The 25,713-nt window shown below is 67.5% G+C and carries 24 protein-coding genes; 9 read left to right on the forward strand and 15 right to left on the reverse strand.

Annotated elements, in window-relative coordinates:
* Positions 1-5: 5 nt before the first annotated feature.
* On the reverse strand, positions 6-899 hold the full coding sequence (gene ltnD, locus ACZ5R1_RS06155; protein ID WP_042138541.1) for an L-threonate dehydrogenase: 894 nt from the start codon (positions 897-899) through the stop codon (positions 6-8).
* 21 nt (positions 900-920) lie between these two features.
* Positions 921-1,625 (reverse strand): FadR/GntR family transcriptional regulator, encoded by a 705-nt coding sequence (locus ACZ5R1_RS06160; protein ID WP_044341678.1) that lies wholly within the window; start codon positions 1,623-1,625, stop codon positions 921-923.
* Between the two features lie 192 nt (positions 1,626-1,817).
* Here ACZ5R1_RS06160 and dksA point away from each other — a divergent pair, with 192 nt between their 5' ends.
* Positions 1,818-2,222: an RNA polymerase-binding protein DksA gene (dksA, locus tag ACZ5R1_RS06165; protein ID WP_044341679.1), complete on the forward strand. Its 405-nt coding sequence runs from the start codon at positions 1,818-1,820 to the stop codon at positions 2,220-2,222.
* Positions 2,223-2,878: 656 nt separating this feature from the next.
* Here the strand turns inward: dksA and pdxY are convergent.
* Positions 2,879-3,772, reverse strand: coding sequence for a pyridoxal kinase PdxY (pdxY, locus tag ACZ5R1_RS06170; protein ID WP_464712885.1), 894 nt, complete (start codon positions 3,770-3,772; stop codon positions 2,879-2,881).
* A gap of 185 nt (positions 3,773-3,957) precedes the next feature.
* Between pdxY and ACZ5R1_RS06175 the strand changes: the two genes are divergently transcribed.
* Positions 3,958-4,395 carry a DUF4345 family protein gene (locus tag ACZ5R1_RS06175; RefSeq protein WP_017638634.1) on the forward strand — a complete coding sequence of 146 codons (438 nt, stop codon included), beginning with the start codon at positions 3,958-3,960 and terminating at the stop codon, positions 4,393-4,395.
* Here ACZ5R1_RS06175 and ACZ5R1_RS06180 read toward each other — a convergent pair whose 3' ends face one another.
* The gene (locus ACZ5R1_RS06180) at positions 4,396-5,328 is read right to left on the reverse strand and encodes a LysR family transcriptional regulator (RefSeq protein ID WP_027598315.1); all 933 of its coding nucleotides are present in this window, start codon (positions 5,326-5,328) and stop codon (positions 4,396-4,398) included.
* A gap of 120 nt (positions 5,329-5,448) precedes the next feature.
* Between ACZ5R1_RS06180 and fpr the strand changes: the two genes are divergently transcribed.
* Positions 5,449-6,228, forward strand: a complete 780-nt coding sequence (gene fpr / locus ACZ5R1_RS06185) for a ferredoxin-NADP reductase (RefSeq protein WP_007160677.1) — start codon at positions 5,449-5,451, stop codon at positions 6,226-6,228.
* Positions 6,229-6,365: 137 nt separating this feature from the next.
* Positions 6,366-7,052, forward strand: a complete 687-nt coding sequence (locus tag ACZ5R1_RS06190) for a dihydrofolate reductase family protein (RefSeq protein WP_027601505.1) — start codon at positions 6,366-6,368, stop codon at positions 7,050-7,052.
* Here ACZ5R1_RS06190 and ACZ5R1_RS06195 read toward each other — a convergent pair.
* From ACZ5R1_RS06195 to ACZ5R1_RS06220, 6 genes are all read right to left on the reverse strand, one after another.
* A complete protein-coding gene (locus ACZ5R1_RS06195; protein ID WP_077172297.1) occupies positions 7,049-9,274 on the reverse strand; it encodes a putative bifunctional diguanylate cyclase/phosphodiesterase in 2,226 nt (741 codons plus the stop codon). The genes ACZ5R1_RS06190 and ACZ5R1_RS06195 overlap by 4 nt on opposite strands.
* 351 nt (positions 9,275-9,625) lie before the next feature.
* Positions 9,626-11,002 carry a nucleotide 5'-monophosphate nucleosidase PpnN gene (gene ppnN, locus ACZ5R1_RS06200; protein ID WP_007160674.1) on the reverse strand — a complete coding sequence of 459 codons (1,377 nt, stop codon included), beginning with the start codon at positions 11,000-11,002 and terminating at the stop codon, positions 9,626-9,628.
* A gap of 119 nt (positions 11,003-11,121) precedes the next feature.
* Complete coding sequence (tsaA, locus tag ACZ5R1_RS06205) at positions 11,122-11,817, reverse strand: tRNA (N6-threonylcarbamoyladenosine(37)-N6)-methyltransferase TrmO (RefSeq protein ID WP_044341682.1); 696 nt, start codon at positions 11,815-11,817, stop codon at positions 11,122-11,124.
* A 30-nt stretch (positions 11,818-11,847) separates the two neighbouring features.
* Positions 11,848-12,114 carry a hypothetical protein gene (locus ACZ5R1_RS06210; RefSeq protein ID WP_464712886.1) on the reverse strand — a complete coding sequence of 89 codons (267 nt, stop codon included), beginning with the start codon at positions 12,112-12,114 and terminating at the stop codon, positions 11,848-11,850.
* A 69-nt stretch (positions 12,115-12,183) separates the two neighbouring features.
* Entirely contained in the window at positions 12,184-12,810 is a 627-nt protein-coding gene (locus tag ACZ5R1_RS06215; RefSeq protein WP_027598311.1) for a CatB-related O-acetyltransferase, read from the reverse strand.
* Positions 12,811-12,864: 54 nt separating this feature from the next.
* Positions 12,865-13,608, reverse strand: a complete 744-nt coding sequence (locus ACZ5R1_RS06220) for a haloacid dehalogenase type II (protein WP_044341684.1) — start codon at positions 13,606-13,608, stop codon at positions 12,865-12,867.
* Between the two features lie 100 nt (positions 13,609-13,708).
* On the opposite strand from ACZ5R1_RS06220, the gene ACZ5R1_RS06225 reads away from it, so the two are divergent.
* Positions 13,709-14,296, forward strand: coding sequence for an HAD family hydrolase (locus ACZ5R1_RS06225; RefSeq protein ID WP_007160669.1), 588 nt, complete (start codon positions 13,709-13,711; stop codon positions 14,294-14,296).
* 92 nt (positions 14,297-14,388) lie between these two features.
* A complete protein-coding gene (locus tag ACZ5R1_RS06230; protein ID WP_464712887.1) occupies positions 14,389-16,578 on the forward strand; it encodes an ATP-binding protein in 2,190 nt (729 codons plus the stop codon).
* On the opposite strand, the gene ACZ5R1_RS06235 is transcribed toward ACZ5R1_RS06230, so the two are convergent.
* The 4 genes from ACZ5R1_RS06235 to ACZ5R1_RS06250 all read right to left on the reverse strand — a co-directional run bounded on the left by ACZ5R1_RS06235 (position 16,546) and on the right by ACZ5R1_RS06250 (position 20,975).
* The gene (locus ACZ5R1_RS06235; protein ID WP_464712888.1) at positions 16,546-17,583 is read right to left on the reverse strand and encodes an alpha/beta hydrolase; all 1,038 of its coding nucleotides are present in this window, start codon (positions 17,581-17,583) and stop codon (positions 16,546-16,548) included. The genes ACZ5R1_RS06230 and ACZ5R1_RS06235 overlap by 33 nt on opposite strands.
* A gap of 20 nt (positions 17,584-17,603) precedes the next feature.
* On the reverse strand, positions 17,604-18,464 hold the full coding sequence (gene ypfJ / locus ACZ5R1_RS06240) for a KPN_02809 family neutral zinc metallopeptidase (RefSeq protein WP_027598306.1): 861 nt from the start codon (positions 18,462-18,464) through the stop codon (positions 17,604-17,606).
* A 261-nt stretch (positions 18,465-18,725) separates the two neighbouring features.
* Positions 18,726-19,793 carry an NAD(P)-dependent alcohol dehydrogenase gene (locus ACZ5R1_RS06245; RefSeq protein ID WP_027598305.1) on the reverse strand — a complete coding sequence of 356 codons (1,068 nt, stop codon included), beginning with the start codon at positions 19,791-19,793 and terminating at the stop codon, positions 18,726-18,728.
* Between the two features lie 249 nt (positions 19,794-20,042).
* Entirely contained in the window at positions 20,043-20,975 is a 933-nt protein-coding gene (locus tag ACZ5R1_RS06250; protein WP_464712889.1) for a LysR family transcriptional regulator, read from the reverse strand.
* A 166-nt stretch (positions 20,976-21,141) separates the two neighbouring features.
* On the opposite strand from ACZ5R1_RS06250, the gene ACZ5R1_RS06255 reads away from it, so the two are divergent.
* From ACZ5R1_RS06255 to ACZ5R1_RS06265, 3 genes are all read left to right on the forward strand, one after another.
* Complete coding sequence (locus tag ACZ5R1_RS06255) at positions 21,142-22,206, forward strand: SDR family oxidoreductase (protein WP_464712890.1); 1,065 nt, start codon at positions 21,142-21,144, stop codon at positions 22,204-22,206.
* A gap of 102 nt (positions 22,207-22,308) precedes the next feature.
* Positions 22,309-23,079, forward strand: a complete 771-nt coding sequence (locus ACZ5R1_RS06260) for a sulfite exporter TauE/SafE family protein (protein WP_464712891.1) — start codon at positions 22,309-22,311, stop codon at positions 23,077-23,079.
* A gap of 250 nt (positions 23,080-23,329) precedes the next feature.
* Positions 23,330-24,217, forward strand: coding sequence for an alpha/beta fold hydrolase (locus ACZ5R1_RS06265; RefSeq protein WP_464712892.1), 888 nt, complete (start codon positions 23,330-23,332; stop codon positions 24,215-24,217).
* 415 nt (positions 24,218-24,632) lie between these two features.
* Here ACZ5R1_RS06265 and ACZ5R1_RS06270 read toward each other — a convergent pair whose 3' ends face one another.
* The gene (locus tag ACZ5R1_RS06270; protein ID WP_464712893.1) at positions 24,633-25,604 is read right to left on the reverse strand and encodes a D-2-hydroxyacid dehydrogenase family protein; all 972 of its coding nucleotides are present in this window, start codon (positions 25,602-25,604) and stop codon (positions 24,633-24,635) included.
* Between the last annotated feature and the right edge of the window lie 109 nt (positions 25,605-25,713).

Consider the following 25,713-nt stretch of genomic DNA (forward strand, 5'->3'; position numbering starts at 1 on the left):
CGGTCTCACTCCGCGGCCTTGGGCAGCTCGATGCCCGGGAAGATCTTGATCACGGCCGAGTCGTCTTCACGCCCGTAGCCGGCAGTGGAGGCCTGCATGAACATCTGGTGGGCGGTGGCCGACAGCGGCAGCGGGAATTTCGAGGTGCGCGCGGTATCCAGCACCAGGCCCAGGTCCTTGACGAAGATGTCCACGGCGGACAGCGGGGTGTAGTCGGCCTTGAGGATGTGCGGCACGCGATTCTCGAACATCCAGGAATTGCCGGCGCTGTGGGTGATGACCTCGTAGAGGGCCTCCGGATCGACGCCTTCGCGCAGGCCCAGGGCCATGGCCTCGGCGGAGGCGGCGATGTGCACCCCGGCCAGGAGCTGGTTGATGATCTTGACCTTGGAACCCTGGCCGGGCGCATCGCCCAGGCGATAGACCTTGCCGGCCATGGCGGCCAGGACTGCCTCGCCCTTGGCATAGGCCTCCGCGGTGCCGGAGGTCATCATGGTCATCTCGCCGCTGGCGGCCTTGGCGGCGCCCCCGGACAGCGGGGCGTCCAGCAGCAGGATGCCGCGCTCGGCCAGGCGCTCGCCCAGCTCCACGGCGTAGGCCGGGGCCACGGTGGCGCAGGCGATCACCAGGCTGCCCGGACGCAGGGCAGAGGCGGCGCCGCTTTCACCGAACAGCACGGCTTCGGTCTGCTCGGCGTTGACCACCACGGTGATGAGGATGTCGCAGCTGTCGGCAAGGGCCGCCGGCGAGGTGCAGGCCACGCCGCCTTCGCTGGCGAAGGCTTCCAGCACGCTGGCGCGCACGTCGCAGGCATGCACGGCGAAGCCGGCCCGCAGCAGCGAACGGGCGACGCCCAGACCCATGGCCCCGAGGCCGATGACACCGACGTTGTCTTGCATCTTGTTGTTCTCCGTAAAAGGTCAGGCGAAGCCGGCCTGCCGCAGGCGGCGGGCGGCGTTGTAGATGTGCTGGCGGGCGGCGTTGGCGGCGGCCAGGGGATCGCCGAGGCGAATGGCGGCGACGATGGCCTGGTGTTCTTCGTGCACCTGACGGGAGAAGTCCTCGCGCCGCGCCTCGTTGGTGCGGGTGATGCGGGTGGCCGTCTCCAGGTACTGGCTGACGAATTCCAGGGTCCTGATGAAGTAGGGATTGCCGGTGGCCTGGGCGATGGTGCGATGGAAGGCCACGTCGGCGCGTACGCCGTCATGGCCGTCGGCGACCTCTTCGTCGATGGCGGCCAGGGCCTCGTCGATGGCGACCAGATCGGTCTCGCTGCGGTTGATGGCGGCTTCGGAGGCGATTTCGGCCTCGATGGCGCGACGCAGGTCCAGCAGGTGGAAGACGCTGCCGGGCAGGCTGGCTTCGTCGGCGTCGATACGCAGCGGACGGATGCTGGCGTGAGCGGTGACGAAGATGCCGCGACCCTGCTGGGGCTGCAGCACGCCTTCGTTCTTCAGCCGCGAGATGGCCTCGCGCACCACGGTACGGCTGACGCCGAAGGCTTCGGAGAGCAGGGCTTCGCTGGGGATCTTGCTGCCGGGGGCGAAGACGCCGGCTTCGATCTTGTCCAGCAGCTGCTGAGCGACACTGTCGCTCAGGACATTGGCGGGAACCTTGGCGAACATGGAGACCTGCTTATGTGGTTGTAAGGTTGTCATACAGGTTGTAGCGCTACTTTCGCACAGGCTTTTGCCTTTGTGTAGTGGTTTGGGCTGAGGCACTACGGAATTTTTGTGATGGATTCTACGGCTGGCAGGGGCGGGCTAGAGCGGCTATTAAGTGTTATAATATAACATTTGCGGATGGAGGGCTGGTCGATGACCGCTGAAGAACTGCTGGCGCTACCTGCCGCGGACTACATGAACGAGGTCCAGCGCGCATTCTTTCGCCAGTTGCTGCTGACCCAGCGTGGCGATCTGCAGCGTCTGATCGACGAGCAGGTGGAAGATCTGCGCGGCCTGGACACCCACGGCGATCCGGCCGACGTCGGCAATGCCGAGCAGGAACGCCAGTGGCAACTGCGCCAGCTGGAACGGGAAAAGAAGCTGCTGGACAAGATCGACGCCGCCCTGGAGCGTCTGGCCCGCGACGACTACGGCTGGTGCCAGGAGACCGGCGAACCTATCGGCCTCGCGCGGCTGCTGCTGAGACCCACCGCGACCCTCAGCGTGGAAGCCAAGGAGCGCCAGGAACAGCGGGAGCGGCATCTGCAGTCGTCGTGAGGGATTCGCGGTTGGGCTTCCCTCACCCCAACCCTCTCCCTGGGGGAGAGGGGGCGGTATGGAGCGGCGGAGGACCCTGCAAGGGGCGTAGGGTGGAAAACCGCGCAGCGTTTTCCACGCGTTCAAGGGCTCAGGCGTGAAGGGTTGCCCGCACCCCAACCCTCTCCCGGGGGGAGAGGGGGCGGTATGGAGCGGCGGAGAACCCTGCAAGGGGCGTAGGGTGGCAGACCGCGCAGCGTTTTCCACGTGCTCAAGGGCTCAGGCGTGAAGGGTTGCCCGCACCCCCACCCTCTCCCGGGGGGAGAGGGGGCGGTATGGAGCGGCGGAGGACCCTGCAAGGGGCGTAGGGTGGAAAACCGCGCAGCGTTTTCCACGCGCTCAAGGGCTCAGGCGTGAAGGGTTGCCCTCACCCCAACCCTCTCCCGGGGGAGAGGGGGCGGTATGGAGCGGCGGAGGACCCTGCAAGGGGCGTAGGGTGGCAGACCGCGCAGCGTTTTCCACGCGCTCAAGGGCTCAGGCGCGAAGGGCTTCCCTCACCCCAATCCTCTCCCAGGAGGAGAGGGGGCAAAGCGGATTGGTAGGTTGGGTTGTGACGGCTGCACCGTCGAAGCCCAACAGCGCCCGGCACCCTTGGGCTTCGCTGGCGCTCAACCCATCTAAGGCAGCCGCTGCGCCTCGAACAACTCGCCGGGTCGCACGATCTGCTCGCGGGCGGCGATCAGCGGCAGGTCGCGGCTGCCGGGGGCGGTGCGGGCGACCAGGGCGTAGAGGGCGCTGACCGCATGGGACGCCGCGGCGGGCGTGGACTGGCCGTTGAGCAGCTGGCCCAGCAGCACCGCGGAAAAAACGTCGCCCATGCCGTTGGGCAGCGGCTGCAGATCCAGGTAGGGCGTCTGCACCAGCCAGGCGTCCGCAGCCTCAACCACCAGGGTGCTGAGGACGTCGGTCGGCAGATCCGAGGTGCGCAGGCTGGTGATGACGATGGTCTTGGGGCCCGGTTGACCAGGGCGGCCGAGCAGCAAGCGGGCAGCGGCCACGGCGTCGGCGGTGTCGGCCAGTGGCTGGCCGTGCAGCAACTCGAATTCGTACTGGTTGGGGGTGATCAGGCTGGCCTGCTCGATGGCGCGGCGGCGCAGGAAGTCGGGAATGCCGGGGCGCACGAAGATGCCGCGGCCGACGTCGCCCATCACCGGATCGCAGAGATACTGCAGGTCGCCGCGCTGACGACGGATCTCCTGCACCACGCCGAGGATCACCTCGCCGATGGCGGCGTCGCCCAGGTAGCCGGAGAGCACCGCCACGCAGCGCTCCAGCACGCCGCGGGCGCGCAGGCCGTCGAGCACGTCGTGGATGTGTTCGGGCGGAAAGACCTGGCCCTTGAATTCGCCGTAGCCGGTGTGATTGGAGAATTGCACCGTGTTGACCACCACCGGCTGCAGGCCGAGCAGTTGCAGCGGCAGGGTAGCGGCGGCGTTGCCGACGTGGCCGTAGGCGACATGGGACTGGATGGACAGCACCAGCGGCGGCTGGGCGGGCAGGGCGGCGGGCATGGCGATCTCTCGGGCGGCGGGCTCGGGGTCAGGAGCCGGAAGGGTGGAGGCCTGCAGCTTACCCCAGCGCTTCCGGCGAACCCTAACCCGCCTGTGGCGGTCTGCATCGGCAGTGCAGATCGCTCCCGGCGCTGGCTACACTGGAGCGGCTGTCATTCACCTCTGGCCCCAAGGAGAAACGGGGAATGTCCGAGCTTCGCTTCGCACGTCTGGTGTTGGGTCTGCAGGCCCTGGTCTGGTTTGGACTCGCCCTGGCGCATTGGTTCTATCCCTATGAGATGGCCAATGCCCGCGGCATGGTGCTGATGGATTCGGCCTCGGTGGCCGAGGCGCGGGTCTGGTACGGCGGCATGCAATTCGCCCTGGCGCTGTTCGCGGTCCTGGCCTTTCGCCGGGCGGAATGGCTGTCGGCCGGCCTGCTGCTGGTGGCCTTCGTGCAGCTGACGCTGTTCGTGGTGCGCCTGATCAGCGGCGTACTGGGCGAGTCGGCCACCGCCGAGCTGGATCTCTATTCCCAGGGTTATCGCCTGGTGATCGGCGTCCTGGCGCTGCTGGCGTTGCGCGCCCACCGCCGCCACGAGCAGCGGGAGCTGGAGAATCGCCGGATCTACCAGGGCCAGTGACTAGCGCCCGGGCCGGGGCCGCGCGGTGTCGATCTGATCGCTACGGGCGAGGCCCAGGGTCAGCTGGCGACAGAGGTCGAGGAATTCGACCATGGCCCCGGTCTGGTACTTCTGCTTGTGCCAGATGAAGCAGAACTGGCGGCGCAGATCCAGGGTCGGGGTCGCGATGGGCACCAGGGTGCCGCGGGCGAAGGCGTCTCTCAGCGCCAGCCGCGACAGGCAGCCGATGCCCAGTCCCGATTCCACCGCGCGCAGGATGGCCTCGGTGTGTTCCAGCTCCAGCCGCACGTCCAGCGGCTGGGCGTGATGGCGCATGGCCTGGTCGAAGGTCAGGCGGGTGCCGGAACCCTGTTCGCGCAGGATCCAGGCCTGGGCTTCCAGTTCGGCCTGGGTGGCGTCCCTGCCTGCCAGGACGTGTCCGGGCGCGCAGAACACCACCAGCTCATCCTCGATCCAGGGCTGCACCTCCAGATCCGGATGCTGGCAATCGCCTTCGATCAGGCCGAGGTCGATGTCATGGTTGGCGATGCGTTGCACCACGCTGGCGGTGTTGTGCACGTGCAGTCGCACCCGGCAGTCGGGATGGCGCTGCATGAAGTCGCCCAGCAGCAGGGTGGCCAGGTAGTTGCCGATGGTGAGGGTGGCGCCGACCTCCAGGGAGCCGAAGCCGGTCTTGCCGCGCAGCAGATTTTCCACCTCGGCGCTGCGGTCGAGCAGGGCCACCGCCTTGGGCAGCAATTGCCGGCCCAGGGCGTTGAGCGTCAAACGCTTGCCCGCGCGGTCGAATACCCGGCAGTCGAATTGCCGCTCCAGTTCGCCCAGGGCGGTGCTGGTAGCCGACTGCGACAGACTGAGCGCCTCGGCCGCCCGGGAAACGCTTTCCTGGCGCGCCACGGCGACGAAGACCTCGAGTTGACGCAACGTGAATCTCATATCTGCCTTTTGGATAACCTATATTCGAATTATTCATTTCACGGATATTTTCCCCCTCTATAAACTGTCGCGCAATTTCTATCCAGCCCCGGGCTGTACCGATTTTTCCTGGAGTCATCGATGAGCAACCTGTACACCGAGCGCGTCCTGAGCGTTCATCACTGGAACGACACCCTGTTCAGCTTCAAGACCACCCGCAACGCGGGCCTGCGTTTCGAGAACGGTCAGTTCGTGATGATCGGCCTGGAAACCGAAGGCGGTCGTCCGCTGATGCGCGCCTACAGCATCGCCAGCCCCAACTACGAAGAGCACCTGGAGTTCTTCAGCATCAAGGTGCCGGACGGCCCCCTGACCTCGCGCCTGCAGCACCTCAAGGAAGGCGACAACCTGATGGTCAGCCGCAAGCCCACCGGCACCCTGATCCTCAGCGACCTCAAGCCCGCCAAGCACCTCTATCTGCTGAGCACCGGCACCGGCATGGCGCCCTTCCTGAGCACCATCCAGGATCCGGAAACCTACGAGCGCTTCGAAAAGGTGATCCTGGTCCATGGTGTGCGCTACGTGAACGAGCTGGCCTATGCCGACTTCATCACCAAGACCCTGCCGGAGCACGAGTTCATCGGCGATCTGGTGCGCGAGAAGCTGATCTACTATCCCCTGGTGACCCGCGAGGAATTCCGCAACCAGGGTCGTCAGACCGACCTGATGCGCAGTGGCAAGCTGTTCGCGGACATCGGCCTGCCGCCGATCAATCCGCAGGATGACCGCGCCATGATCTGCGGCAGCCCGAGCATGCTGGACGAGACCAGCGCCGTGCTGAACGAATTCGGCCTGACCATCTCGCCGCGCATGGGCGATCCGGGCGACTACCTAATCGAGCGCGCCTTCGTCGAGAAATAACGCGAGCAGGCTCCCCGAAAACCCGCCCTCCGGCGGGTTTTTCGTTTCCGCGGCCCGGCGGGCTGAACTCCCCCGGCGCCGGACCGGTCGGTTGCTGCAAGGCGTGTCATGGCGACACGCCACTGCCGGGAGTCCCCATGAAGCCCTATGTGATCTGCCATATGATGTCGTCGGTCGACGGTCACGCCCTCACCGATGGCTGGGATCGCGCCGTCAAGAAACAGGCCGATACCACCTACGAGCGCCTGGCCGAGCGCTTCGCCTTCGATGCCTGGGCCTGTGGCCGGGTGACCATGGAAGAGATCGCCCACGGCGAGGGCTATCCCACCGGCGTCGCCCAGGCGCCCATCCCGCGCACTCACCATTTCGCCAAGCGCGATGCCGCCAAGTACGCCATCGCCATCGATCCCCAGGGCAAGGTGGCCTGGAAAAAGAACGAGGCCCTGGATTCCCACGTGGTGGCGGTGCTGACCGAAGGCGTCAGCGACGACTACCTGACGCACCTGCAGAACATCGGTGCCTCCTACGTCTTCGGTGGCAAGGACGAACTGGATCTGGCAGCGGTGCTGGAATTGCTCAACGCAGAACTGGGCATCGAGCGGCTGGTGGTGGAGGGTGGTCCCCATGTCAGCGGCTCCTTTGTCGCCGCCGGCCTGGTGGACGAGATCAGCGTGCTGATCATCCCGCTGGTGGACGGCCGCGGCGCCCATCCGGCCTCCTTCGAGATTGCCGAGCAGGCCTGGCAGCAGCCGCTGTACCTCAAGCTGGATACGGCCGAAGCCCAGGACGACGGCAGCGTCTGGCTGCGCTATCGGCGCGGCTAGCCGAGCGCCCTGGCCAGCGCCAGGGCGTCGGCATCCACCTCCGCCTGGGCCTGCAGTGGGCAGACCCCGCTGGCATAGCGGGCGATCACCTCGGGCACCTGGGCCAGGGGGACCGGTCGGCTGATGTGATAGCCCTGGATGAAGTCGCAGCCCAGGGCGCACAGCAGCCGCAGCTGCTCCAGATGCTCGACGCCCTCGGCGGTGACCTTGAGCTTGAGCGGCCGGGCCATGCCGATGATGGCCTGGACGATCTGGTGATCGGCATTGCCCTCGGCCAGCCCGGTGACGAAGGAGCGGTCGATCTTCACGGTGTCGATCGGCAGGCGCTTGAGGTAGGCGAGCGAGGAGTAACCGGTGCCGAAGTCGTCGATGGACACCGTCACGCCCAGGTCGCGAATGCGTTGCAAGAGCTCGGCGGTGGGCTGCACGTTCTTGACCAGGGCATTTTCGGTCACCTCCAGTTCCAGGCGCCGCGGCGACAGTTGGTGGTCGTCCAGTCGCCAGGCGATCTGCCCGGGGAGGGCGTCGTTGCTCAGGCTCAGCGCCGAGCAGTTGACGGCGATGCGCAGCTCCGTGAGGCCAGCGGCGGTCAGCTCGGCCAGGTCCTTGCAGGCCCGCCGGAGTACCCAGGCGTCCAGCTCTTCGACGAAGCCATTGGCCTCGGCCACGCCGAGAAAGTGGTTAGGCGCCAGCATGCCGAGGCGGGGATGGTCCCAGCGGATCAGGGCTTCGGCCTTGTCCAGCTGACCGCTGGCGACGTCGAGGATGGGCTGGTAGTAGAGCTGCAGACCGCGCTCCTCGACCAGGGCTTCGCGTAGTTCGGCCTCCAGCTCCAGTTGCAGCGAGATCTTCTCGCGCAGGGTCTCGTCGAAGAAGCTGAAGGTGTTGCGGCCATTGCCTTTGGACAGATAGAGCGCGAGATCCGCGCTCTTGAGCAGCTCTTCGCAGCAGCCGCCGTCGCGGGGATAGAGGCTGATGCCGATGCTGGTGGTCATCACCAGGGTGCGGTTGCCGATGGTGACCGGATTGCGCAGGCGCTCCAGGATGCGCTGGGCCAGGTGCCGGGCCTCGTCGGGTCCGGCGAGGCTGGCCAGGATGCAGAATTCGTCGCCACCGAAGCGAGCCACCAGATCGCCGTCACGCACCGCCTCGCGAATGATCTTGGCCATGGCCACCAGCAACTGGTCGCCGGCGTCGTGGCCTAGGCTGTCGTTGATGCGCTTGAAGTGATCGATGTCGAGAAACATCACCCCCAGGCTGCGCCCCTGCTGGGCATGGCGCTCGAGGATCTCGGCGAAGGCCTGATTGAAGGCGCGGCGATTGTGCAGGTCGGTGAGGGGATCGTAGTGCGCGGCCTGCTGCAGCGAGGCGCGCGCCTCGTCGAGCTGGCCGACCAGGGAATTGACTCGCTCCAGGTCGTTTTCCTTGCGCTGCAGCTGGCGATCGGCCCAGGCCGCGCCCAGGCCACCTACCACCAGCAGCAGGGCGATGATGGCGATGCCCACCCCCAGCTGCCAGGAATTGCTGGCGCCCTGCAGGGCGTCTGCGGTCTCGGCCGGGGCGACCAGCACCATGGACCACATGCCGGTGAAGTGCATGGCGGCGATCGCCAGGCCCATCACCAGGGCGGTGGCGATGCGCAGCCAGCGATAGATGCCGGTGTAGTGGCGACGAAAGATCTGGATCAGCTGCAGGGCGGCGAAGCTCGCCCCCACGGCGATGCCGATCGACAGCAGGAAGGGCAGCGGGCGATAGAGCACCATGGCCTCGGTGTGCACCGCGGCCATGCCGGTGTAGTGCATGAGCACGATGCCCACGCTCAGTACCGTGCCGGCCTTGAGCCGCTGGCCCAGGGTGAGGTCGGGCTGGCTGAGGGCTGGCATGGCCATGAGTCCGGCCAGCACCACGATCAGCAGCGAGGCCAGGGTGATGAAGAGGTCGTAGTGCACCCGGGTGGGCACGGTAAAGGCCAGCATGGCGATGAAGTGCATGCCCCAGACGCCGAAGCCGAAGCTCAGGGCGCCCATCAGGCTCCAGGCGCGCCGCCGGGCCAGGGTGCGGGTCTGGCCGATGCGCTCGGCGAACACCAGGGTGACATAGCAGGCGCTGACCGCCACCAGATAGGCGAGGGCGACCAGCCAGCCATTGTGCTGGCCGTGCAGGTGCACCTGCTCTTGGGCGAGAGGGGCGACGAGAAAGTCGAGTCCCAGCCAGTTGTTCATTCCGTGGCCTCGGCAGGAAGTCTGGCGCGGCTGGAGGAAGACGGCCCGGCGGGATCTCCGCCCGGGTAGATTTCACTACGGCAACCTGCGCTCTGAGATTAGCTTGCCTTGCCCTATCGGCGTGGTGAAGAGGGGCTTTAACGCGGAGCCATGCAGTTAGCGCGCAAGGTTTTTTCAGCGCGGCAAAGTGACTTCCATCACCCTCCGGACGCGAATCAGCGAAGCGCTCTGGATAGCTGGCTAGCGACTTTTTGATATCACCTGGCTAGCATCATGACCGTTCGTCGAACAGGATGTGGACGAACGGTCATGACGGGAGGAAATCGGCCAAAAAGGCCAACGTGAAAGGATTCAGCTGACCACGCGATAGCAGGGCTCGTAGGCCGCGCCGCCGGGCAGCTTCATCCGGTGCTGCTCGACGAAGGCCTGCAGCAGCCGATCCAGCGGCCGCATGATGTCGGGATCGCCATGGATCTCGTAGGGCCCCCGTTCCTCGATCAGCTGGATGCCCTTGGCCTTGACGTTGCCGGCGACGATGCCGGAAAAGGCGCGGCGCAGGTTGGCGGCCAGCTCGTGCGGTGGCACGGCATGGGTCAGCTGCAAGGCGGCCATGTTCTCGTGGGTGGGATCGAAGGGGCGCTGGAAGCCTTCCTCGATGCGCAGCAGCCAGTTGAAGTGGAAGGCGTCGTGGCGCTCGCGGCGGAACTGCTTGACCGCCTTGAGGCCCTGGGCCATCTGCCGGGCCACCTCGACCGGATCGTTGACCACGATCTGGTAGTGGCGCTGGGCGGCTTCGCCCAGGGTGGCGCCGATGAAGGCATGCAGCTGCTCGAGATAGGGCGCGGCGCTCTGCGGCCCGGTGAGCACCACCGGGAAGGGGATGTCCCGGTTGTCCGGGTGCATGAGGATGCCCAGCAGGTAGAGAAATTCCTCCGCCGTGCCGGCGCCGCCCGGGAAGATGATGATGCCGTGGCCGACGCGGACGAAGGCCTCCAGGCGCTTCTCGATGTCGGGCAGAATCACCAGTTCGTTGACGATGGGATTGGGCGCCTCGGCGGCGATGATGCCGGGCTCGGTGAGGCCCAGGTAGCGGCCGCCCTGAATGCGCTGCTTGGCGTGGGCGATGGTGGCGCCCTTCATCGGGCCCTTCATCACGCCCGGGCCGCAGCCGGTGCAGATGTCCAGGCTGCGCAGGCCGAGTTCGTGACCGACCTTCTTGGTGTACTTGTATTCCTCGGTGCTGATGGAGTGACCGCCCCAGCAGACCACCATCTTCGGCTCCATGCCGGCGCGCAGGGTGCGGGCGTTGCGCAGCAGGTGGAAGACGTAGTCGGTGATGCCCTCGGAGCTCTCCAGATCGATGCGCAGGCTGCTCTGTTCGCTCTCGGTGTAGACGATGTCGCGCAGGGCGCTGAACAGCATCTCGCGGGTGCTGGCGATCATCTCGCCGTCGACGAAGGCGTCGGCCGGGGCGTTGATCAGTTCCAGGCGCACGCCACGGTCCTGCTGGTGGATGAGTATCTCGAAGTCCTGGTAGGCCTCGAGGATGGTCTTGGCGTTGTCGCTGTGGGCGCCGGTGTTGAGGATGGCCAGGGCGCACTGGCGAAAGAGCTGGTAGAGGTTGCCCGAGCCGGCGGCACTGAGTTGCTGGACCTCGCGCTGGGAAAGGGTCTCCAGGCTGCCCTTGGGGCTGACCTGAGCGTTGATGACCTGTCTGCTTGGAGCCATAGATGCTTCCCTATCGGTGATACGGCCGAACGGCGGCCGTAGCCGGGTGCGGACCGCCTCATGCGATCCGGCAATGTCATTGTTGGGGCCTTGGCCGCCGGAATGCAAACCGGGCGGCATCAGGACGCCGCGGTCACGTCCAGTACCCGGATCTGTTCCGCGGTCGGATAGTGCCAGTGCACCTCGACGTCCCAGAGGCGCACGCCATAGCGGCGCTCGGGCGTGGGCGCCTGGTAGGCCGGGCGCGGATCCTGGGCCAGGCACTGCTCGATCAGCTCGGCCAGGGGTTCGCCCAGGCGCTGGCCATGGGCCTCGGCCTGGACGCGCGCCGCGTCCGCCCAACTCACCACCAGCGCCGGTGGCGGCGCCTCGGCGATGGCGTTGTGGGCGCCCAGCGGGCTGTCGGCGTAGGGCACATAGGGCTTGATGTCCAGCACCGGGGTGCCGTCGAGCAGGTCGATGCCCGAGAGCAGCAGCCGTCCCGGTTCGAGGCCGTCCAGCCGGACCACCGACTGGCCGATGCCATTGGGTCTGTGGGTGGCGCGGGTGGCGAACACCCCCAGGTAGCGATTGCCGCCCAGGCGCGGCGGCCGTACCCGCAGGCGCGGCTGGCTCTCCAGCGCCTGGTGGAAGAGAAACAGCAGCCAGACATGGCTGACGCCTTCCAGCCCTTCGACCGCCTCGGGCCGATCGAAGGGCGGCAACAGTTCCAGCACGCCACGGGCGGCCGGCGCCAGGGCGGGCTGCCGGGGAATGGCGAATTTCTCCTTGAAGCAGGAGCGGACGTGGCCGATGGGGGTGACGCTGTGCTGCATGGGCGGGGCCGTCTGACGCAGGGCTGGTCATTATGCCCTGCCCGAGACCTCGGCGGCGGCGGGCGTCTCGTCGGCGTTGCGGCGCACGCCGCGCAGATTCATCGCTGCCAGGCCCAGCTGCAGCACGATCAGGGCATAGGCCTCGGCCTGCAGGCCCCAGGCGATCCACAGGGCATTGCTCAGCAGGAACACCCAGAAACCCAGGCTGCGCCGGCCCTGGCGCTGGGAGGCCACCAGCCAGGCGGCGAGCAGGGTGATGGCCATGGCCGGCCATTGCAGCAGATCGAGCGCTTCCATGGAAAACCTTCAAAAGATTGACTAATGAAGGTGAGCCTTGGAAGGCGCCTCGAGTTCCAGACGCTGGATTCAGGACGCCGGATGGCGCGCCCGGGCGTAGGCGATGAAGCCGTCGATATCGGCGCTGCACAGGTATTCGCCGGCGGCGAGAATCTCCGCCTCGGGCCAGTCCCACCAGGCGATGTCGAGTAGCGCCTGGCAGGTGGCTTCGGGAAACCGCCACTTGATGAAGCGTGCCGGATTGCCGCCCACCACCGCATAGGGCGGCACGTCGCGGGTAACCACGGCGCCGGCGGCCACCACGGCGCCATGGCCGATGGTGACGCCAGAGAGGATCAGCGCATCGGTGCAGATCCAGCAGTCGCTACCGATCACCACGTCGCCACGGGTGCCGCCGTAGTCCTTGATGTGGGCCAGGTCGTCGACGAAGGCGGGAAAGGGATAGGTGGTCACCCAGTCCAGCCGGTGCAGGCCGCCAAGCAGGATGCGCACCCCTTCGGCGATGGAGGTGTAGCGCCCCAGGCGCAGGGTGGCGCCTTCCTTGAGATCGAACACCCTGGGCGCGCCATAGGTGCCGGCGCCGATCTCGTAATCGGGCAGCTCGCGGCGCAGGCGCGCCGTGCGCTGGTGCAGGCGGGGCAGGGCGGCCAGGGCCTGGCGTTCACGTTTCTTGCGCAGCTTGTCGAGAAAACCCATGGCGGTGCCCTGGCGAAAAGTATCCGGCAGGATACAGAAGCGCCCGGGCCGCGCTCAATCGCCGGGCTCGGCCCGCTCGCCCTCCATCGCCGGCAGGCCGAGCTGGTCGGCGAGATCCTGGAGGTCGCTCGCTTCCAGATCCCAGCCGCCTGCGGAGACTTCGCCACCGGCCGGGCCCCTTTCCCGCGGGCGCTGGATGAAGGCGGTGGCCAGGCCCAACTCCTTGGCCGCCTGCAGGTCGCCATTGTGGGCGGCGCAGAGCATTACCTGTTCCGGTTCCAGGTCGAGCAGGGTGCAGGCACCCAGGTAGACCTCCGCGGCCGGCTTGTAGCGCTGGAAGAGATCGGCGCCAAAGAGCATGTCCCAGGGCAGCCCGGCATGGCGGGCCATGTCCAGCAGCAGACTGACGTTGCCATTGGACAGGGCACAGACCGGATAGCCCTGGCGCAGCCGCGTGAGACCCGGCACGGCGTCGGGCCAGGGGGTCAGCTGATGCCAGAGTCTATTGATCCAGGCCACCTCGGCGGTGGTCAGGCCGACCAGGCCGTAACGGGGGAGCAATTCGTCCAGTGCCAGCCGATGCACCTCGTCGAGGGGCAGCCAGGGCAGGCTGCGGGCCTCGATCTGCGGCAGGATGGCCTCGTAGGCTTCGGCGCGCCAGGCATCGGCCAGCCGCTCCCAGTCGCCCTGGACGCCGTGCTTGGCGGACAGTCCCTGCAAGCCCTCGACCAGGCTGCCACGCCAGTCCACCACGGTGCCGAAGACATCGAAAAGTAGCGCCCGGACGGTCGTCGTCATGGGTAGACTCCTGCAGAAGGTTGTCTCCACCAGACGGAGCACGGGTGACGGGGGTTCCCCCGGAGTGCCCGAAGGTCACCTCTCGCCAAAGGATCCCTGCATGACACTGCGTCACCTCAGCCACTGGGTGTTCGACCTGGACGGCACCCTGACCCTGGCGGTACACGACTTCGCCGCCATTCGCCGGCATCTGGGCATCCCCGAACAGGCCGACATCCTCCACCACCTGGCCGAGTTGCCGGCCACCGAGCGCGAGGCCAAGCACGCCTGGCTGTTCGAGCACGAGCGCGAACTGGCCGTCGCTGCCCGCCCGGCACCGGGTGCGGTCGCCCTCATCCGGCGCCTGCACGAGGACGGTCGCCAGCTGGGCATCCTCACCCGCAATGCCCGCGATCTGGCGCTGCTGACCCTGGCCGCCATCGGTCTGGAAGACTGCTTCGCGCCCGCCGCGGTGCTGGGGCGCGACGAGGCGCCGCCCAAGCCCGATCCGGGTGGCCTGCTGCGGCTGGCCGAACTCTGGCAGGTGGCGCCTGACAGCCTGGTGATGATCGGCGATCACCGCTACGACCTGGAGTGCGGGCGGGCCGTGGGCTGCCGGACGCTGCAGGTCAATCAGCCGGGCGATCCCTGGCCGGCGGCGCGGGACCAGCGCTTCGAGACCTGCACCGAGATCCTGGCGGCGCTCTGACGCCAGGAAATTGCCCGTCAGGCGCAAATAGTCTGTTGTTTGCCGGGCCACTGGCTAAGATGCCGGCTTCGGATCCATCTCAGGCCAGCCCTATGAGCCTCCACGCCCCATCCAGCGACCAGCCGTCCTCCAGCGATCTGCGTCAGTACGAGCGCCAGACGCTGGAAAGCCTTGCCACCGGGCTGCCTCTGACCAGCGTGCTGCACGCGCTGCTGCAGCGGGTGGAGGCCCTGGCCCAGGTTCGCCTGCATGCCTGCATCCTGTTGCTCAGCGAGGATGGCCGCTATCTGCAGGACGGCATCGCGCCCAGTCTGCCGGAAGCCTACAGCCGCGATCTCGGGCGGTTGGAGATCGGCCCGCTGGCGGGCTCCTGTGGCACCGCCGCCTACCGGCGCGAAGCCGTCTATGTCGAGGACATCGCCTGCGATCCGCTGTGGGCGGGCGCCCGTGACCTGGCGCTGCGCTACGGCCTGCGGGCCTGCTGGTCGATGCCGCTGCTGGCCCTGGATGGCCGGCTGCTGGGCACCTTCGCCAATTACTATCTGGAGCCACGGCGCCCTCTGGTCGCCGAGCGCGACGCCTTCCGCCTGGTCACCGAGACCGCCGCCCTGGCCATCGAGCGCCACCAGGCGGATCTGCAGCTGCGCGAAAGCGAAGACCACTATCGGCATCTGGTGGAGCTCAATCCCCAGTACACCTGGACCTGCGATCCCGACGGCGGGCGGATGGTCTTTTCGCCGCGCTGGCAGCAACTGACCGGCCAGCCGGCGCTGCACGCCGATACCTTCTGGACGCTGCTGCATCCGGACGACCGCCAGGCGACCCGGCAGGCCTGGGACGCGGCGCGCCGCGCCGGTCGGGCCTACGACCAGGAGCACCGGGTACGGGTGGCGGATGGCAGCCACTGCTGGCTGCGCACCCGCGCCTATCCGCGGCGCGATGAAGCGGGCGCCGTGATCCGCTGGTACGGCACCAGCGAAGACATCGATGACCGCCGCGAGGCCGAAGAGGCCCTGCGCCGCGAGCGCGCCACCCTGGAGGTCCAGGTGCAGGCGCGGACCGCCGAACTGGAGGAGAGCAATCGCCAGCTGCGCGAGGAGATGCACAGTCGCGCCCAGGCCGAGGAGCTGCTGCGCCAGGCGCAGAAGATGGAAGCCGTGGGCCAGCTCACCGGCGGCATCGCCCACGATTTCAACAACCTGCTGGCCGGCATCCAGGCCAGCCTGGATCTCCTGCGCCGCCGCCTGGCGCCGGAGGTCCTGGCCGGGGTCGGCAGTCTGCTCGACACCGCCACCCAGTCGGTCGGGCGGGGCGCCAGTCTCACCCATCGACTGCTGGCCTTTTCCCGTCGCCAGACGCTCAATCCCCAGGCGGTCGACGTCGCCCGGCTGATCGGCGGCTTCCAGGAATTGCTGCTGCACAGCCTGGGACCGCAGATCCGCTGCCAGCTCGAACTGGATGCCGGACTCTGGCCGGTCGACGTCGATCCGCACCAGCTGGAAAACGCCCTGCTGAATCTGGCCATCAACAGCCGCGATGCCATGCCGGCGGGTGGCACCCTGACCATCCGCGCGCGCAACTGGGTGCAGTCCGACGCCGATCCGGGTCTGCCGGCGGGCGACTACCTCTTGATCGAGGTCGGCGACGATGGCGTGGGCATGGCGCCGGAGGTGCTGGAGCGGGTCTTCGAACCCTTCTTCACCACCAAGCCGGTGGGCCAGGGCTCGGGGTTGGGACTGTCCATGATCTATGGCTTCGTCCGCCAGTCGCGCGGCCAGGTGAGCGTGACCAGCGCGCCGGGGCAGGGCTGTCGGGTGAGTCTGCTGCTGCCGCGTCATCCGGCCCTGGCCGCCCAGGCACCCCAGCCGGTCGCCAGTGCCCCGACCGCTCGCGTCCTGCCCGGCGTCCGGGTGCTGCTGGTGGAAGACGATGCGGTCATCCGCGAATTGCTGGTGCAGGTGTTCGTCGACCTGGGCTGGGAGTATCGCGACGCCGTGGATGCCGAGTCGGCGCTGGCGGCCCTGCGCGAAGGCGAGGGCTTCGACCTGCTGATCACCGATGTCGGCCTGCCGGGGCTGAACGGCCGCTTGCTGGCCGGCGCGGCCCGTACCCTCAGGCCGCACCTGCCGATCCTCTTCATCACCGGTTATGCGGCGGGCAACGAGCCGCCCGTCCCGCTGGTCGGCGAGCGCATGGCGGTGCTGGGCAAGCCCTTCACCCTGGAAGCCTTCGTCGCCTGGGTGCAGGAGCTACTGGACGCGCCCGCCGCCCTGGCGCGCTGAAGCCTGGTCGCCGGCGCCGAACAGTGCTTGGCGGCCTGCGGGCGAGGTAAAGATGGCGTCACCGTTGTGGCCCACGCCGGGGACCTCGATCAGCGCCTGGCGCAGCCCCGGATGGCGGCCCTGGAGATAGCGGTAGTAATTCAGCCCGCGGGCCAGGCGATAGGGGCCCTGGGCCTCGGCGGCGCAGCCCTTGTCCAGCGCCGGATGGTTGGGATTGGTGTCTTCGGCGCCCAGCAGATAGGTCAGGTCGAGTCCCGCATAGTGCTCTTCCAGGCTGGCGGCCGTGCGACCCGCGGCATAGGCCGGCAGGCCCTGCATGCCGTATTTCCAGGTGTCGAAGTCCGGGCAGCTGGCCGCCGCGGCGAAGGGCACGGGCTGGCCCTGCGCATCCGGTCGGTGGGCATCGAAATAGGCGTAGGACGAGGGATTGGCCACCACGTATCTCAGGCGAATGCCCTGGGCGGCGAGGGCCTGCTCGCCCTGGCCGAGCACGGCGTAGCGCTGCACCACCTGGCCACCGCCGGAATGTCCGGCGATCACCACCTCCTGCAGATTGGGTAGCAGCCGACGCTCCGCCAGGCGGGCGAGCAGGGCATCGAACACCGCGAAGCTGCTCAGCGGCTGCGGACCCAGGGCGGGCTCGCCGCCCATCCAGGCATTGCCCTGCCAGCGCAGCAGGGTGTCCGGCAGCCGATGACGCTGGATGTCCGCTTCATTGAGGAATTGCGGGGCGATCACCAGGGTGTCCGCCGTGGCGCCGGCCGCTGCCGTGGCCGTTTCGCCGGAGCGGAAATAGGTCGCGGCATTGCGCAGCCGGCCATGCACGATCACCAGGGCGCGGCGGATTTCCGGATGGGGCCGGTCCCAGTCGGTGGACAGCTGCAGCGCGGCCTGCGCCTGGCCGATCGGCAGCCGGTCGCTGACGATACGGGCGACCCCCTCATGGGGCGCCGCCAGGGCGGAGCCCCAGGCCAGGGCCAGGCACAGCGCGAGCAGGCGACGCATCGGGTATCTCCCGCTAGAGGTCAGAGCGCCTTGGCGGCGAAGGTGTCGCAGCTCTCCACCTTGCCACTGTCGAAGCCGGTGCGGAACCACTTGACCCGCTGCGCGGAGCTGCCGTGGGTAAAGGAATCCGGTACCACGCGGCCCTGGGACTGGCGTTGCAGGCGATCATCGCCAATGGCGTTGGCGGCGTTCAGCGCCTTCTCCAAGTCCCCCGGCTCCAGCCAGTTCAGCCGCTGCTGGGCGTCGTTGGCCCAGACCCCGGCATAGCAGTCGGCCTGCAGTTCCAGGCGTACCGACAACCCGGTGGCACCCTCGGTGGGAATGCCACGGCGGCGCGCCGCTTCCATCTTGCTGGTGGTACCGGTGAGGTTCTGCACATGGTGGCCGACCTCGTGGGCGATCACATAGGCACGGGCGAAGTCGCCGTCGGCGCCGAAACGCTGCTGCAGTTCCTGGAAGAAGGTCAGGTCCAGGTAGACCTTGCTGTCCACCGGGCAATAGAAGGGACCGCTGGCCGCGGTGGCGCCGCCGCAACCGGATTGCACCTGGCCGTTGAACAGCACCAGCTTGGGCGGCTGATATTGCTCGCCATGGGCCTGGAAGATGCGCGTCCAGGTGTTTTCGGTCTCGCCCAGCACCACGCGGACGAAGTCCACCTGGCGATTGTCGGCCGGGGCAGTGGTCTCCTGCTGGCTCGGCGCGCTCTGGCCGCTGAGGCTGATCAGGTTGCCGAGGATCTGCGTCGGACTCTGGCCGCTGAGCAGGCCGAACACCACCACCAGGGCCACGCCACCCAGGCCGAGGCCGCCGCCGATCTTCATGCCGCGTCCACCGCTGGCCTGTTGCACGTTGTCGCTACGTTGTCCCTTGTCCCACTGCATGGCGGCCGCCTCGTGATTGTCGTTATCGCTTGCTTCTACCCGAAAAGTGTCTGCGCTCGGTGATGCTTCGTTGAAAAGCCCTTCGGAATGCTCATTTACCGCTCGTAAATTCCGCTTCCTCAGGACTTTTCGCCTCGCCTGACCTTCGCTCGACGACTTTTCGGACAGAAGCTAGGACCGCGGGGCGCGCCAAAAATGCGTTACCGGAAATGACAACGCCCGCGACGGGCGCGGGCGTTGTCGGCGGAGCGGAACGCGGAATCAGGCCGCGGTCTGGCCCTGCTTGAGGCTCTGCATGTCGATCACGAAGCGGTACTTCACATCGCTCTTGAGCATGCGCTCATAGGCTTCGTTGATGTCCTGGATGGCGATCTGCTCGATGTCCGAGACGATGCCGTGCTTGGCGCAGAAGTCCAGCATCTCCTGGGTCTCGCGGATGCCACCGATGAGCGAACCGGCCAGCTGGCGGCGCTTCATCACCAGGTTGAAGACGCTGGGCGCCGGGTGTGGCTCGGCGGGTACGCCGACCAGGGTCATGGTGCCGTCCCACTTCAGCAGGGTGAGGAAGGCATCCAGGTTGTGCGGCGCGGCCACGGTGTTGAGGATGAAGTCGAAGCTGTTCGCGTGCGCGGCCATCTCGTCTTCGTTCTTCGATACCACCACCTCGTCGGCGCCCAGGCGCAGGGCGTCGTCCTTCTTGCCTGCGCTGGTGGTGAAGAGCACCACGTGGGCACCCATGGCATGGGCGATCTTGACGCCCATGTGGCCGAGGCCACCCAGGCCGACGATGCCGACCTTCTTGCCCGGGCCGACCTTCCAGTGGGCCAGCGGCGAGTAGGTGGTGATGCCGGCGCACAGCAGCGGCGCCACGGCGGCCAGGTTCTCGGTGTGGCTCACCTTGAGCACGAACTTCTCGTTGACCACGATGTGGTCGGAGTAGCCGCCCTGGGTGTTTTCGCTGCCACCGTAGAGGTTGCCGTTGTAGGTGCCGGTGAAGCCGTTCTCGCAGTAGGACTCTTCACCGGCGTCACAGGGGGCGCAGTGCTGGCAGCTGTCGACCATGCAGCCGACGCCGACGGTGTCGCCGACCTTGAAGTTCTTCACGTGGGCACCGACCGCGGTCACCTTGCCGACGATCTCGTGACCGGGCACGGACGGGTACAGGGTGTTGTTCCACTCGTTGCGGGCAGTGTGCAGGTCGGAATGGCAGACGCCGCAGAAGAGGATGTCGATCTGCACGTCGTGGGCGCCGGGTTCGCGCCGCTCGAAGGAGAAGGGCGCCAGGGGCTGGTCGGCGGACTGGGCAGCGTAGCCTTGGGCTTGGCTCATGAGATACCTCATCTAGGTGGTGGAACTGAGTGGTGGAGCAGGGCGGCCAGGTTGGCCTGGCCCGGTGACAAACCGTCGATCCTGCTGAGCCAGAGCCGACGGCACCAATCGATCGTCTCGATAATCGTCATGCCGCCCATCGATGGAACTCAGGGGCGAGCGGGCGTACGAGGGTTTACGACCGGGGTGCCCGAGCGGATGTTCCCTTCCGTGGCGCGGCAGTCGGGGCCACTGGTCGAGCGGTCGTGGCTAGCGCGAAAGCTTCGGCGACACCGTGGGCAGCAGGCGACTGGCCAGGTGCTCCAGCAGCAGCCGGACCCGCGGCAGACTCTCGCGACTGCGCGGCCACACCAGGTTGATCGGCGAGCCCTCGACGCCGTGCTCGGGCAGCACGTCCACCAGGGCGCCGCTGGCCAGGTGCGTGGCGATCAGCCAGGTCGGCAACTGGGCGATGCCATGCCCGGCCAGGGCGGCCAGCACCTCGCCTTCGCCATCACCCACCACCAGCCGCGGCTGGAAGATCCAGCGTTCGCTGTCGCCCGGCTGTTCGCCGCGCAGCTGCCAGGGGCTGATCAGGCCATCGGCCTGGCGAAAGCCGATGCACTGGTGATCGACCAGCTCGGCCGGAGTCCGGGGGCGGCCGTGCTGGGCGAGATAGGCCGGGGCGGCGCAGAAGACCTGGCGCTGGGTACCGAGGAAGCGATGCCCCAGGCTGGCCGGCCAGGCGTCGGAGCCGCCGATGCGCACCAGGATGTCGATGCCCTCGTGGACCGGATCGACGAAGCGATCCGACAGCGACAGATCCGGTTGCAACAGCGGATAGCGGTGCAGCAGTTCCAGGATCAGCGGCAGCACATGCAGGCGGCCATAGGAGGCGGGCAGGTCGATGCGCACCCGGCCGTGGGGCTCGCCGTCCTGGGCGGCCAGGCCCACTTCGGCCTGCTCCAGCTCGGCCAGTACCCCGGTGCAGGTGCGATAGAAGCGGGTGCCGGCTTCGGTCAGGCTCAGCCGGCGGGTGGTGCGCTGGAACAGCCGCACGCCCAGCCGGCTTTCCAGCCGGGCCACGCTCTTGCCGACGGCCGAACCGGTGAGATTGAGGCGCTCGCCAGCCGCCGTGAAGCTGCCGAGATCGGCCACGGTGACGAAGACGTCGAGGCCCTTGAGGCGTTCGGAGGAATACAAGGCGGGCTCCCGATTGCGGAATCTGATTCCGATTAAAAAGGAATTTATACCCAGGATACACCGTTAATTCTCCAATAGGCTGGAATCAACCCTGAGACAAGGCACTCCCTTATCTACAGCGCCTGCGACCGCCGCAGGCCGTCTCCCATCCCTATCTGGAGGTTTCATGCGCAAGGGCACCGCTCTCATCGTCGGCGTGACCGGCATTTCCGGCTACAACCTGGCCAATACCCTGGTCGCCTCGGGCTGGACCGTCTACGGTCTGGCGCGCAAGCCGGTGGCGCAGGAAGGCGTCATCCCGGTCGCCGCCGACCTGCTCGACGCCGAGTCCACCCGCCAGGCGCTGGCCGGCCTGCCGATCAGCCATGTGTTCTTCTGCACCTGGACCCGTCGCGCTACCGAGAAGGAAAACGTCGAGGCCAATGGCGCCATGATGGACAACCTCTGCCAGGCCCTGGACGGCGCGCCGCTCGAGCACCTGGCCCTGGTGACCGGCACCAAGCACTACCTGGGTTCCTTCGAGGAATACGGCAGCGGCAAGGCCGAGACGCCCTTCCGCGAAAGCGAGCCGCGCCAGGCCGGCGCCAACTTCTACTACACCCTGGAAGACATCCTCTTCGCCGCCGCCGAGCGCCATGGCTTCGGCTGGAGCGTGCACCGCTCCCACAGCATGATCGGCCAGGCCAAGGGTACCAACGCCATGAACATGGGCCTGACCCTGGCGGTCTACGCCTCCCTGTGCAAGGCCACCGGCCAGCCCTTCGTCTTCCCCGGTTCCCGTACCCAGTGGGACGGCATCACCGACGTCACCGACGCCGGCCTGCTCGCCGAGCAACTGGAATGGGCCGCCCTGGCGCCGGCCGCGCGCAACCAGGCGTTCAACACCGTCAACGGCGACGTCTTCCGCTGGCGTTGGCTGTGGGGCGAGATCGCCGCCTTCTTCGACCTGGAGCCGGCGCACTATCCCGAGCAGCCCATGCCGCTGGAAGCGCGGATGAAGGACGTGGCCCCGGCGCAGTGGCGCAAGCTCGCCGAGGAGCACGACCTGGTGGAAGCCGACGTCGACAAGCTGGCCTCCTGGTGGCACAGCGACGCCGACCTGGGCCGCGAGATCGAGTGCCTCAACGACATGACCAAGAGCCGCGACCTGGGCTTCTTCGGCTATCGCGACACCCGGGCGAGCTTTCTCGACCTCTTCACCCGGCTGCGGGCCCAGCGCCTGATTCCCTGAGCCGCTCTGGATCGCCGGTCCCCGTGAACGGGGGCGGCTGGCGGTTTTCAGAGGTTGCACGCGGGGCGCAGAATGCGAACTCTTCTCGCAGGATGCGCCCCCATGCTCGACTCTCTCGTTGCCCTCGTTCCCGCCTTCAGCCCGCTGGACTGGCTTTTCATCGAAGCCATCGTGGTCCTGGCCTATCTGATCTTTGGCGTCGCCGGCTTCGGCAGCGCCCTGGTCGCCGGTCCCTTGCTCACCAGCTGGATGCCGCTGTCACGCATCGTGCCCCTGCTGGTGATGCTGGATTTCCTCGCCTCCTTCCACAATTGGCTGCCGGATCGCCGCGCCATTGCCGAACGTGAACTCAGGCGCCTGCTGCCCATGCTGCTGCTCGGCGCGGCCCTGGGCACCTACCTGCTGATGCGCACCGATGCCCGGTTGCTGATGCTCTGGCTGGGGCTCTTCGTGGTGGCCTATTCCACCTACAGCCTGTTCAGTCCCAAGGGCTTTCGCCAACTGGCGCCGGCCTGGTCGATCCCGGCGGGCGGGGTAGGGGGCCTGTGCGGCGCCCTGTTCGGCAGTGGCGGTTTCCTCTATGCGCTCTATCTGAATGGCCGCCTGGAAGACAAGAACGCCATCCGCGGCACCCAGAGTTTCCTCATCGGCTGCAGTGCCTCCATCCGCATCGTCCTGCTGCTGATCGCCGGCGCCTACAGCGATGGCAGCCTGCTGCTCCTGGCGGTTTGCCTGCTGCCCGCCATGCTGCTCGGCGGCTGGATCGGCCGTCACCTGCAACGGCGCCTGTCGCGCGAACGCTTCACCCGCCTGGTGACCTGGCTGGTGCTGGTGTCGGGCGTGACCCTGATCGGGCGGTATCTGGCGGGGTAACCAACGAGCCTACGGTGGTCCGCTATCGAGTTTGGCGTTGTGATGATCGCGGCCATGCCGGTGCGCCGTAGCGACCGCTCCTACAGTGACCGGTGACTCCGTAGGAGCGGCCCATGGCCGCGATGCTCTCAGACGCCGTAGCCTGGTAGGGTGGAAAACCGCGTAGCGTTTTCCACGCGACGCTGCCACCTCGGGAACTCCCAAGCCGATCCACCTCTCCGCTCTACAACACCCGTGGCGGAGATCCCCCATGCTCACCTCCATCCAGGCCGGCGTCCTAGACGTCGCCTACCAGGTCCAGGGCCCGGACGCCGGCCATCCGGTCCTGCTGCTGCATGGCTTTCCCTATGACATCCACGCCTACGCCGAGGTGGCCGATGAACTGGCCGCCGCTGGCTGCCGCGTCCATGTGCCCTTTCTGCGCGGCTATGGCGCGACCCGCTACCTGAGCGCCGACACCCCGCGCTCCGGCCAACAGGCCGCCCTGGCCCATGACGTCCTGGCACTGCTCGACGCCCTGGGCCTGGAACGGGCGACCCTGGCCGGTTACGACTGGGGTGGTCGCGCGGCGGGTATCGTCGCCGCCCTCTGGCCCGAGCGGGTCGCAGGGCTGGTGCTGGGCGACGGCTATCCGATCCAGGACATCGCCCGCGCCGCGACCCAGCCTGCCGAACCGGCGGCGGAGCTGCGCTATTGGTACCAGTACTACTTCCATAGCGAGCGAGGTCGCGCCGGACTGGCGAAACATCGCCGCGAATTCTGTCGACTGCTCTGGTCGCTGTGGTCACCCAGCTGGCGCTTCAGCGACGCCACCTACGCCCTTACCGCCGCGGCCTTCGACAATCCCGATTTCGTCGACACCGTGATCCACTCCTATCGCCACCGCTACGGCCTGGCCCCGGACGACCCGGCCTATGCCGAGACCGAGCGCCGGCTCGCCGCTCAGCCACCCATCCGCGTGCCCACCACGGTATTGGCCGGTGCCGACGATGGGGTCACTGCGGTGCAGGATGAAGCCGAGGTAGCGCAGCACTTCAGCGGACCCTTCCGCTACGAGGTGCTGCCCGGCTGCGGCCATAACATCCCCCAGGAAGCCCCCGCCGCCTTCGCCGCCGCGGTAAGGGAGCGCTTGCCGTAGGTTGGGTTGAGACAGCTTCATCGTCGAAGTCCAACAGCGTTCAAGCCTGGACAATGTCGGGCTTCGCTGCGCTCAACCCAACCTACGAGGCGTGCGCCGCTTTTCCTCCCTCTCCCTCTGGGAGAGGGCTGGGGCGAGAGTGCAGGTTGTCGGGCTTCGCTGCGCTCAACCCAACCTACGAGGCGTGCGCCGCTTTTCCCCCTCTCCCTCTGGGAGAGGGCTGGGGTGAGGGTGCAGGTTGTCGGGCTTCGCTGCGTTCAACCCAACCTACGAGGAGTGCGCCGCTTTTCCCCCTCTCCCTCTGGGAGAGGGCTGGGGTGAGGGTGCAGTTGTCGGATTTCGCTGCGCCCAACAGAGCGCTACGTAGGGTGGATAACGGCGCAGCCTTATCCACGCGATCCACGCGCCCCCAAGCCTACCGCCCCAGCACCTCCGGATTGGCCAGGCCGGTCGGTTCGCCGCTGAAGAAGCCCACCAGGTTGGCGAAGGCCTCGCCGAAATAGAGCTCGTAGCTGTGCTTTTCCACGTAGCCCAGGTGCGGGGTGCAGAGCACCTGGGGGTGGGCGAGCAGGGGATCGTCCGGCGCCACCGGTTCCTGCTCGAAGACATCCAGCGCTGCCTGGCCAGGGTGGCCCAATTCCAGCGCCGTGAGCAGGGCACCGGGTTCGATCAGGCCGGCGCGGGCGGTGTTGACCAGCAGGGCGCTCTTCTTCATCCGCGCCAGGTCCTCGGCGCGCACGCAGCCGCGGCTGCGCTCGCTGTATCTGAGATGCAGGCTGATGACATCGGCCTCGGCGAAAAAGGCCTCCTGGCTGGTCGCCGCGCGATGGCCGTCGGCTTCGGCGCGGGCGCGCGAGGCCTCGCTGCCCCAGGCCAGCACCGGCATGCCGAAGGCCTGGCCGTAGCGCGCCAGGCGCTGGCCGATCTTGCCGTAGCCCCAGATGCCGAGGATCTGCCCGTCCAGTCGTTCGCCCAGATTGACCTGCCAGCGCCCGGCATAGAGGGCGTCGATGGCCGGCTTGAGCTTGCGGCGGGCCATGAGGATCAGCGTCCAGGTCAACTCGGCGGTGGAGACCGGCGAGCCACTGCCTTCGCACACCGCCACGCCCTGGCGGGTGCAGGCGGCCACGTCGAGGTGGGCGGTGGCCTTGCCGGTCTGGCTGATCAGCTTGAGCCGCGGCAGGTGCGCCAGCAGCTCGGCGTCGATGCGGGTGCGCTCGCGGGTCAGCACCAGGGCATCGGCATCGCGGAAACGCTCCACCAGCACCCTGGGATCGCGTTCGGCGTCGTGATAGAGCGTCACCTGATGCCCGGCGCGCTGGAGCAGGGGATAGCAATCCAGGGTTTCGACGACGTGCTGGTAGTCGTCCGGGATGACGATATGCATGGCGAGCTCCGTTGTTGTTCTGGATCGCCAGTGGAGCACCTGCGGGGTCGTCCGACAAGATGGGGCGCAACGGTGGACGAAGCTGTGCCCTTGTCCACCCTACCCGTAG

This window comes from Pseudomonas sp. Pso3, assembly GCF_055393275.1.

What these genes read in the sequence shown, in the direction of transcription:
- ltnD (WP_042138541.1), bottom strand. Translation starts at nt 899, where the DNA reads ATGCAAGACAACGTCGGTGTCATCGGCCTCGGGGCCATGGGTCTGGGC.
- ACZ5R1_RS06270 (WP_464712893.1), bottom strand. Translation starts at nt 25,604, where the DNA reads ATGCATATCGTCATCCCGGACGACTACCAGCACGTCGTCGAAACCCTG.
- ACZ5R1_RS06180 (WP_027598315.1), bottom strand. Translation starts at nt 5,328, where the DNA reads ATGAGATTCACGTTGCGTCAACTCGAGGTCTTCGTCGCCGTGGCGCGC.
- ACZ5R1_RS06225 (WP_007160669.1), top strand. Translation starts at nt 13,709, where the DNA reads ATGACACTGCGTCACCTCAGCCACTGGGTGTTCGACCTGGACGGCACC.
- ACZ5R1_RS06255 (WP_464712890.1), top strand. Translation starts at nt 21,142, where the DNA reads ATGCGCAAGGGCACCGCTCTCATCGTCGGCGTGACCGGCATTTCCGGC.
- ACZ5R1_RS06160 (WP_044341678.1), bottom strand. Translation starts at nt 1,625, where the DNA reads ATGTTCGCCAAGGTTCCCGCCAATGTCCTGAGCGACAGTGTCGCTCAG.
- ACZ5R1_RS06175 (WP_017638634.1), top strand. Translation starts at nt 3,958, where the DNA reads ATGTCCGAGCTTCGCTTCGCACGTCTGGTGTTGGGTCTGCAGGCCCTG.
- ACZ5R1_RS06230 (WP_464712887.1), top strand. Translation starts at nt 14,389, where the DNA reads ATGAGCCTCCACGCCCCATCCAGCGACCAGCCGTCCTCCAGCGATCTG.
- ACZ5R1_RS06260 (WP_464712891.1), top strand. Translation starts at nt 22,309, where the DNA reads ATGCTCGACTCTCTCGTTGCCCTCGTTCCCGCCTTCAGCCCGCTGGAC.
- ypfJ (WP_027598306.1), bottom strand. Translation starts at nt 18,464, where the DNA reads ATGCAGTGGGACAAGGGACAACGTAGCGACAACGTGCAACAGGCCAGC.
- ACZ5R1_RS06265 (WP_464712892.1), top strand. Translation starts at nt 23,330, where the DNA reads ATGCTCACCTCCATCCAGGCCGGCGTCCTAGACGTCGCCTACCAGGTC.
- ACZ5R1_RS06215 (WP_027598311.1), bottom strand. Translation starts at nt 12,810, where the DNA reads ATGGGTTTTCTCGACAAGCTGCGCAAGAAACGTGAACGCCAGGCCCTG.
- fpr (WP_007160677.1), top strand. Translation starts at nt 5,449, where the DNA reads ATGAGCAACCTGTACACCGAGCGCGTCCTGAGCGTTCATCACTGGAAC.
- ACZ5R1_RS06235 (WP_464712888.1), bottom strand. Translation starts at nt 17,583, where the DNA reads ATGCGTCGCCTGCTCGCGCTGTGCCTGGCCCTGGCCTGGGGCTCCGCC.
- ppnN (WP_007160674.1), bottom strand. Translation starts at nt 11,002, where the DNA reads ATGGCTCCAAGCAGACAGGTCATCAACGCTCAGGTCAGCCCCAAGGGC.
- pdxY (WP_464712885.1), bottom strand. Translation starts at nt 3,772, where the DNA reads ATGCCCGCCGCCCTGCCCGCCCAGCCGCCGCTGGTGCTGTCCATCCAG.
- dksA (WP_044341679.1), top strand. Translation starts at nt 1,818, where the DNA reads ATGACCGCTGAAGAACTGCTGGCGCTACCTGCCGCGGACTACATGAAC.
- ACZ5R1_RS06220 (WP_044341684.1), bottom strand. Translation starts at nt 13,608, where the DNA reads ATGACGACGACCGTCCGGGCGCTACTTTTCGATGTCTTCGGCACCGTG.
- ACZ5R1_RS06190 (WP_027601505.1), top strand. Translation starts at nt 6,366, where the DNA reads ATGAAGCCCTATGTGATCTGCCATATGATGTCGTCGGTCGACGGTCAC.
- ACZ5R1_RS06210 (WP_464712886.1), bottom strand. Translation starts at nt 12,114, where the DNA reads ATGGAAGCGCTCGATCTGCTGCAATGGCCGGCCATGGCCATCACCCTG.
- ACZ5R1_RS06195 (WP_077172297.1), bottom strand. Translation starts at nt 9,274, where the DNA reads ATGAACAACTGGCTGGGACTCGACTTTCTCGTCGCCCCTCTCGCCCAA.
- ACZ5R1_RS06245 (WP_027598305.1), bottom strand. Translation starts at nt 19,793, where the DNA reads ATGAGCCAAGCCCAAGGCTACGCTGCCCAGTCCGCCGACCAGCCCCTG.
- tsaA (WP_044341682.1), bottom strand. Translation starts at nt 11,817, where the DNA reads ATGCAGCACAGCGTCACCCCCATCGGCCACGTCCGCTCCTGCTTCAAG.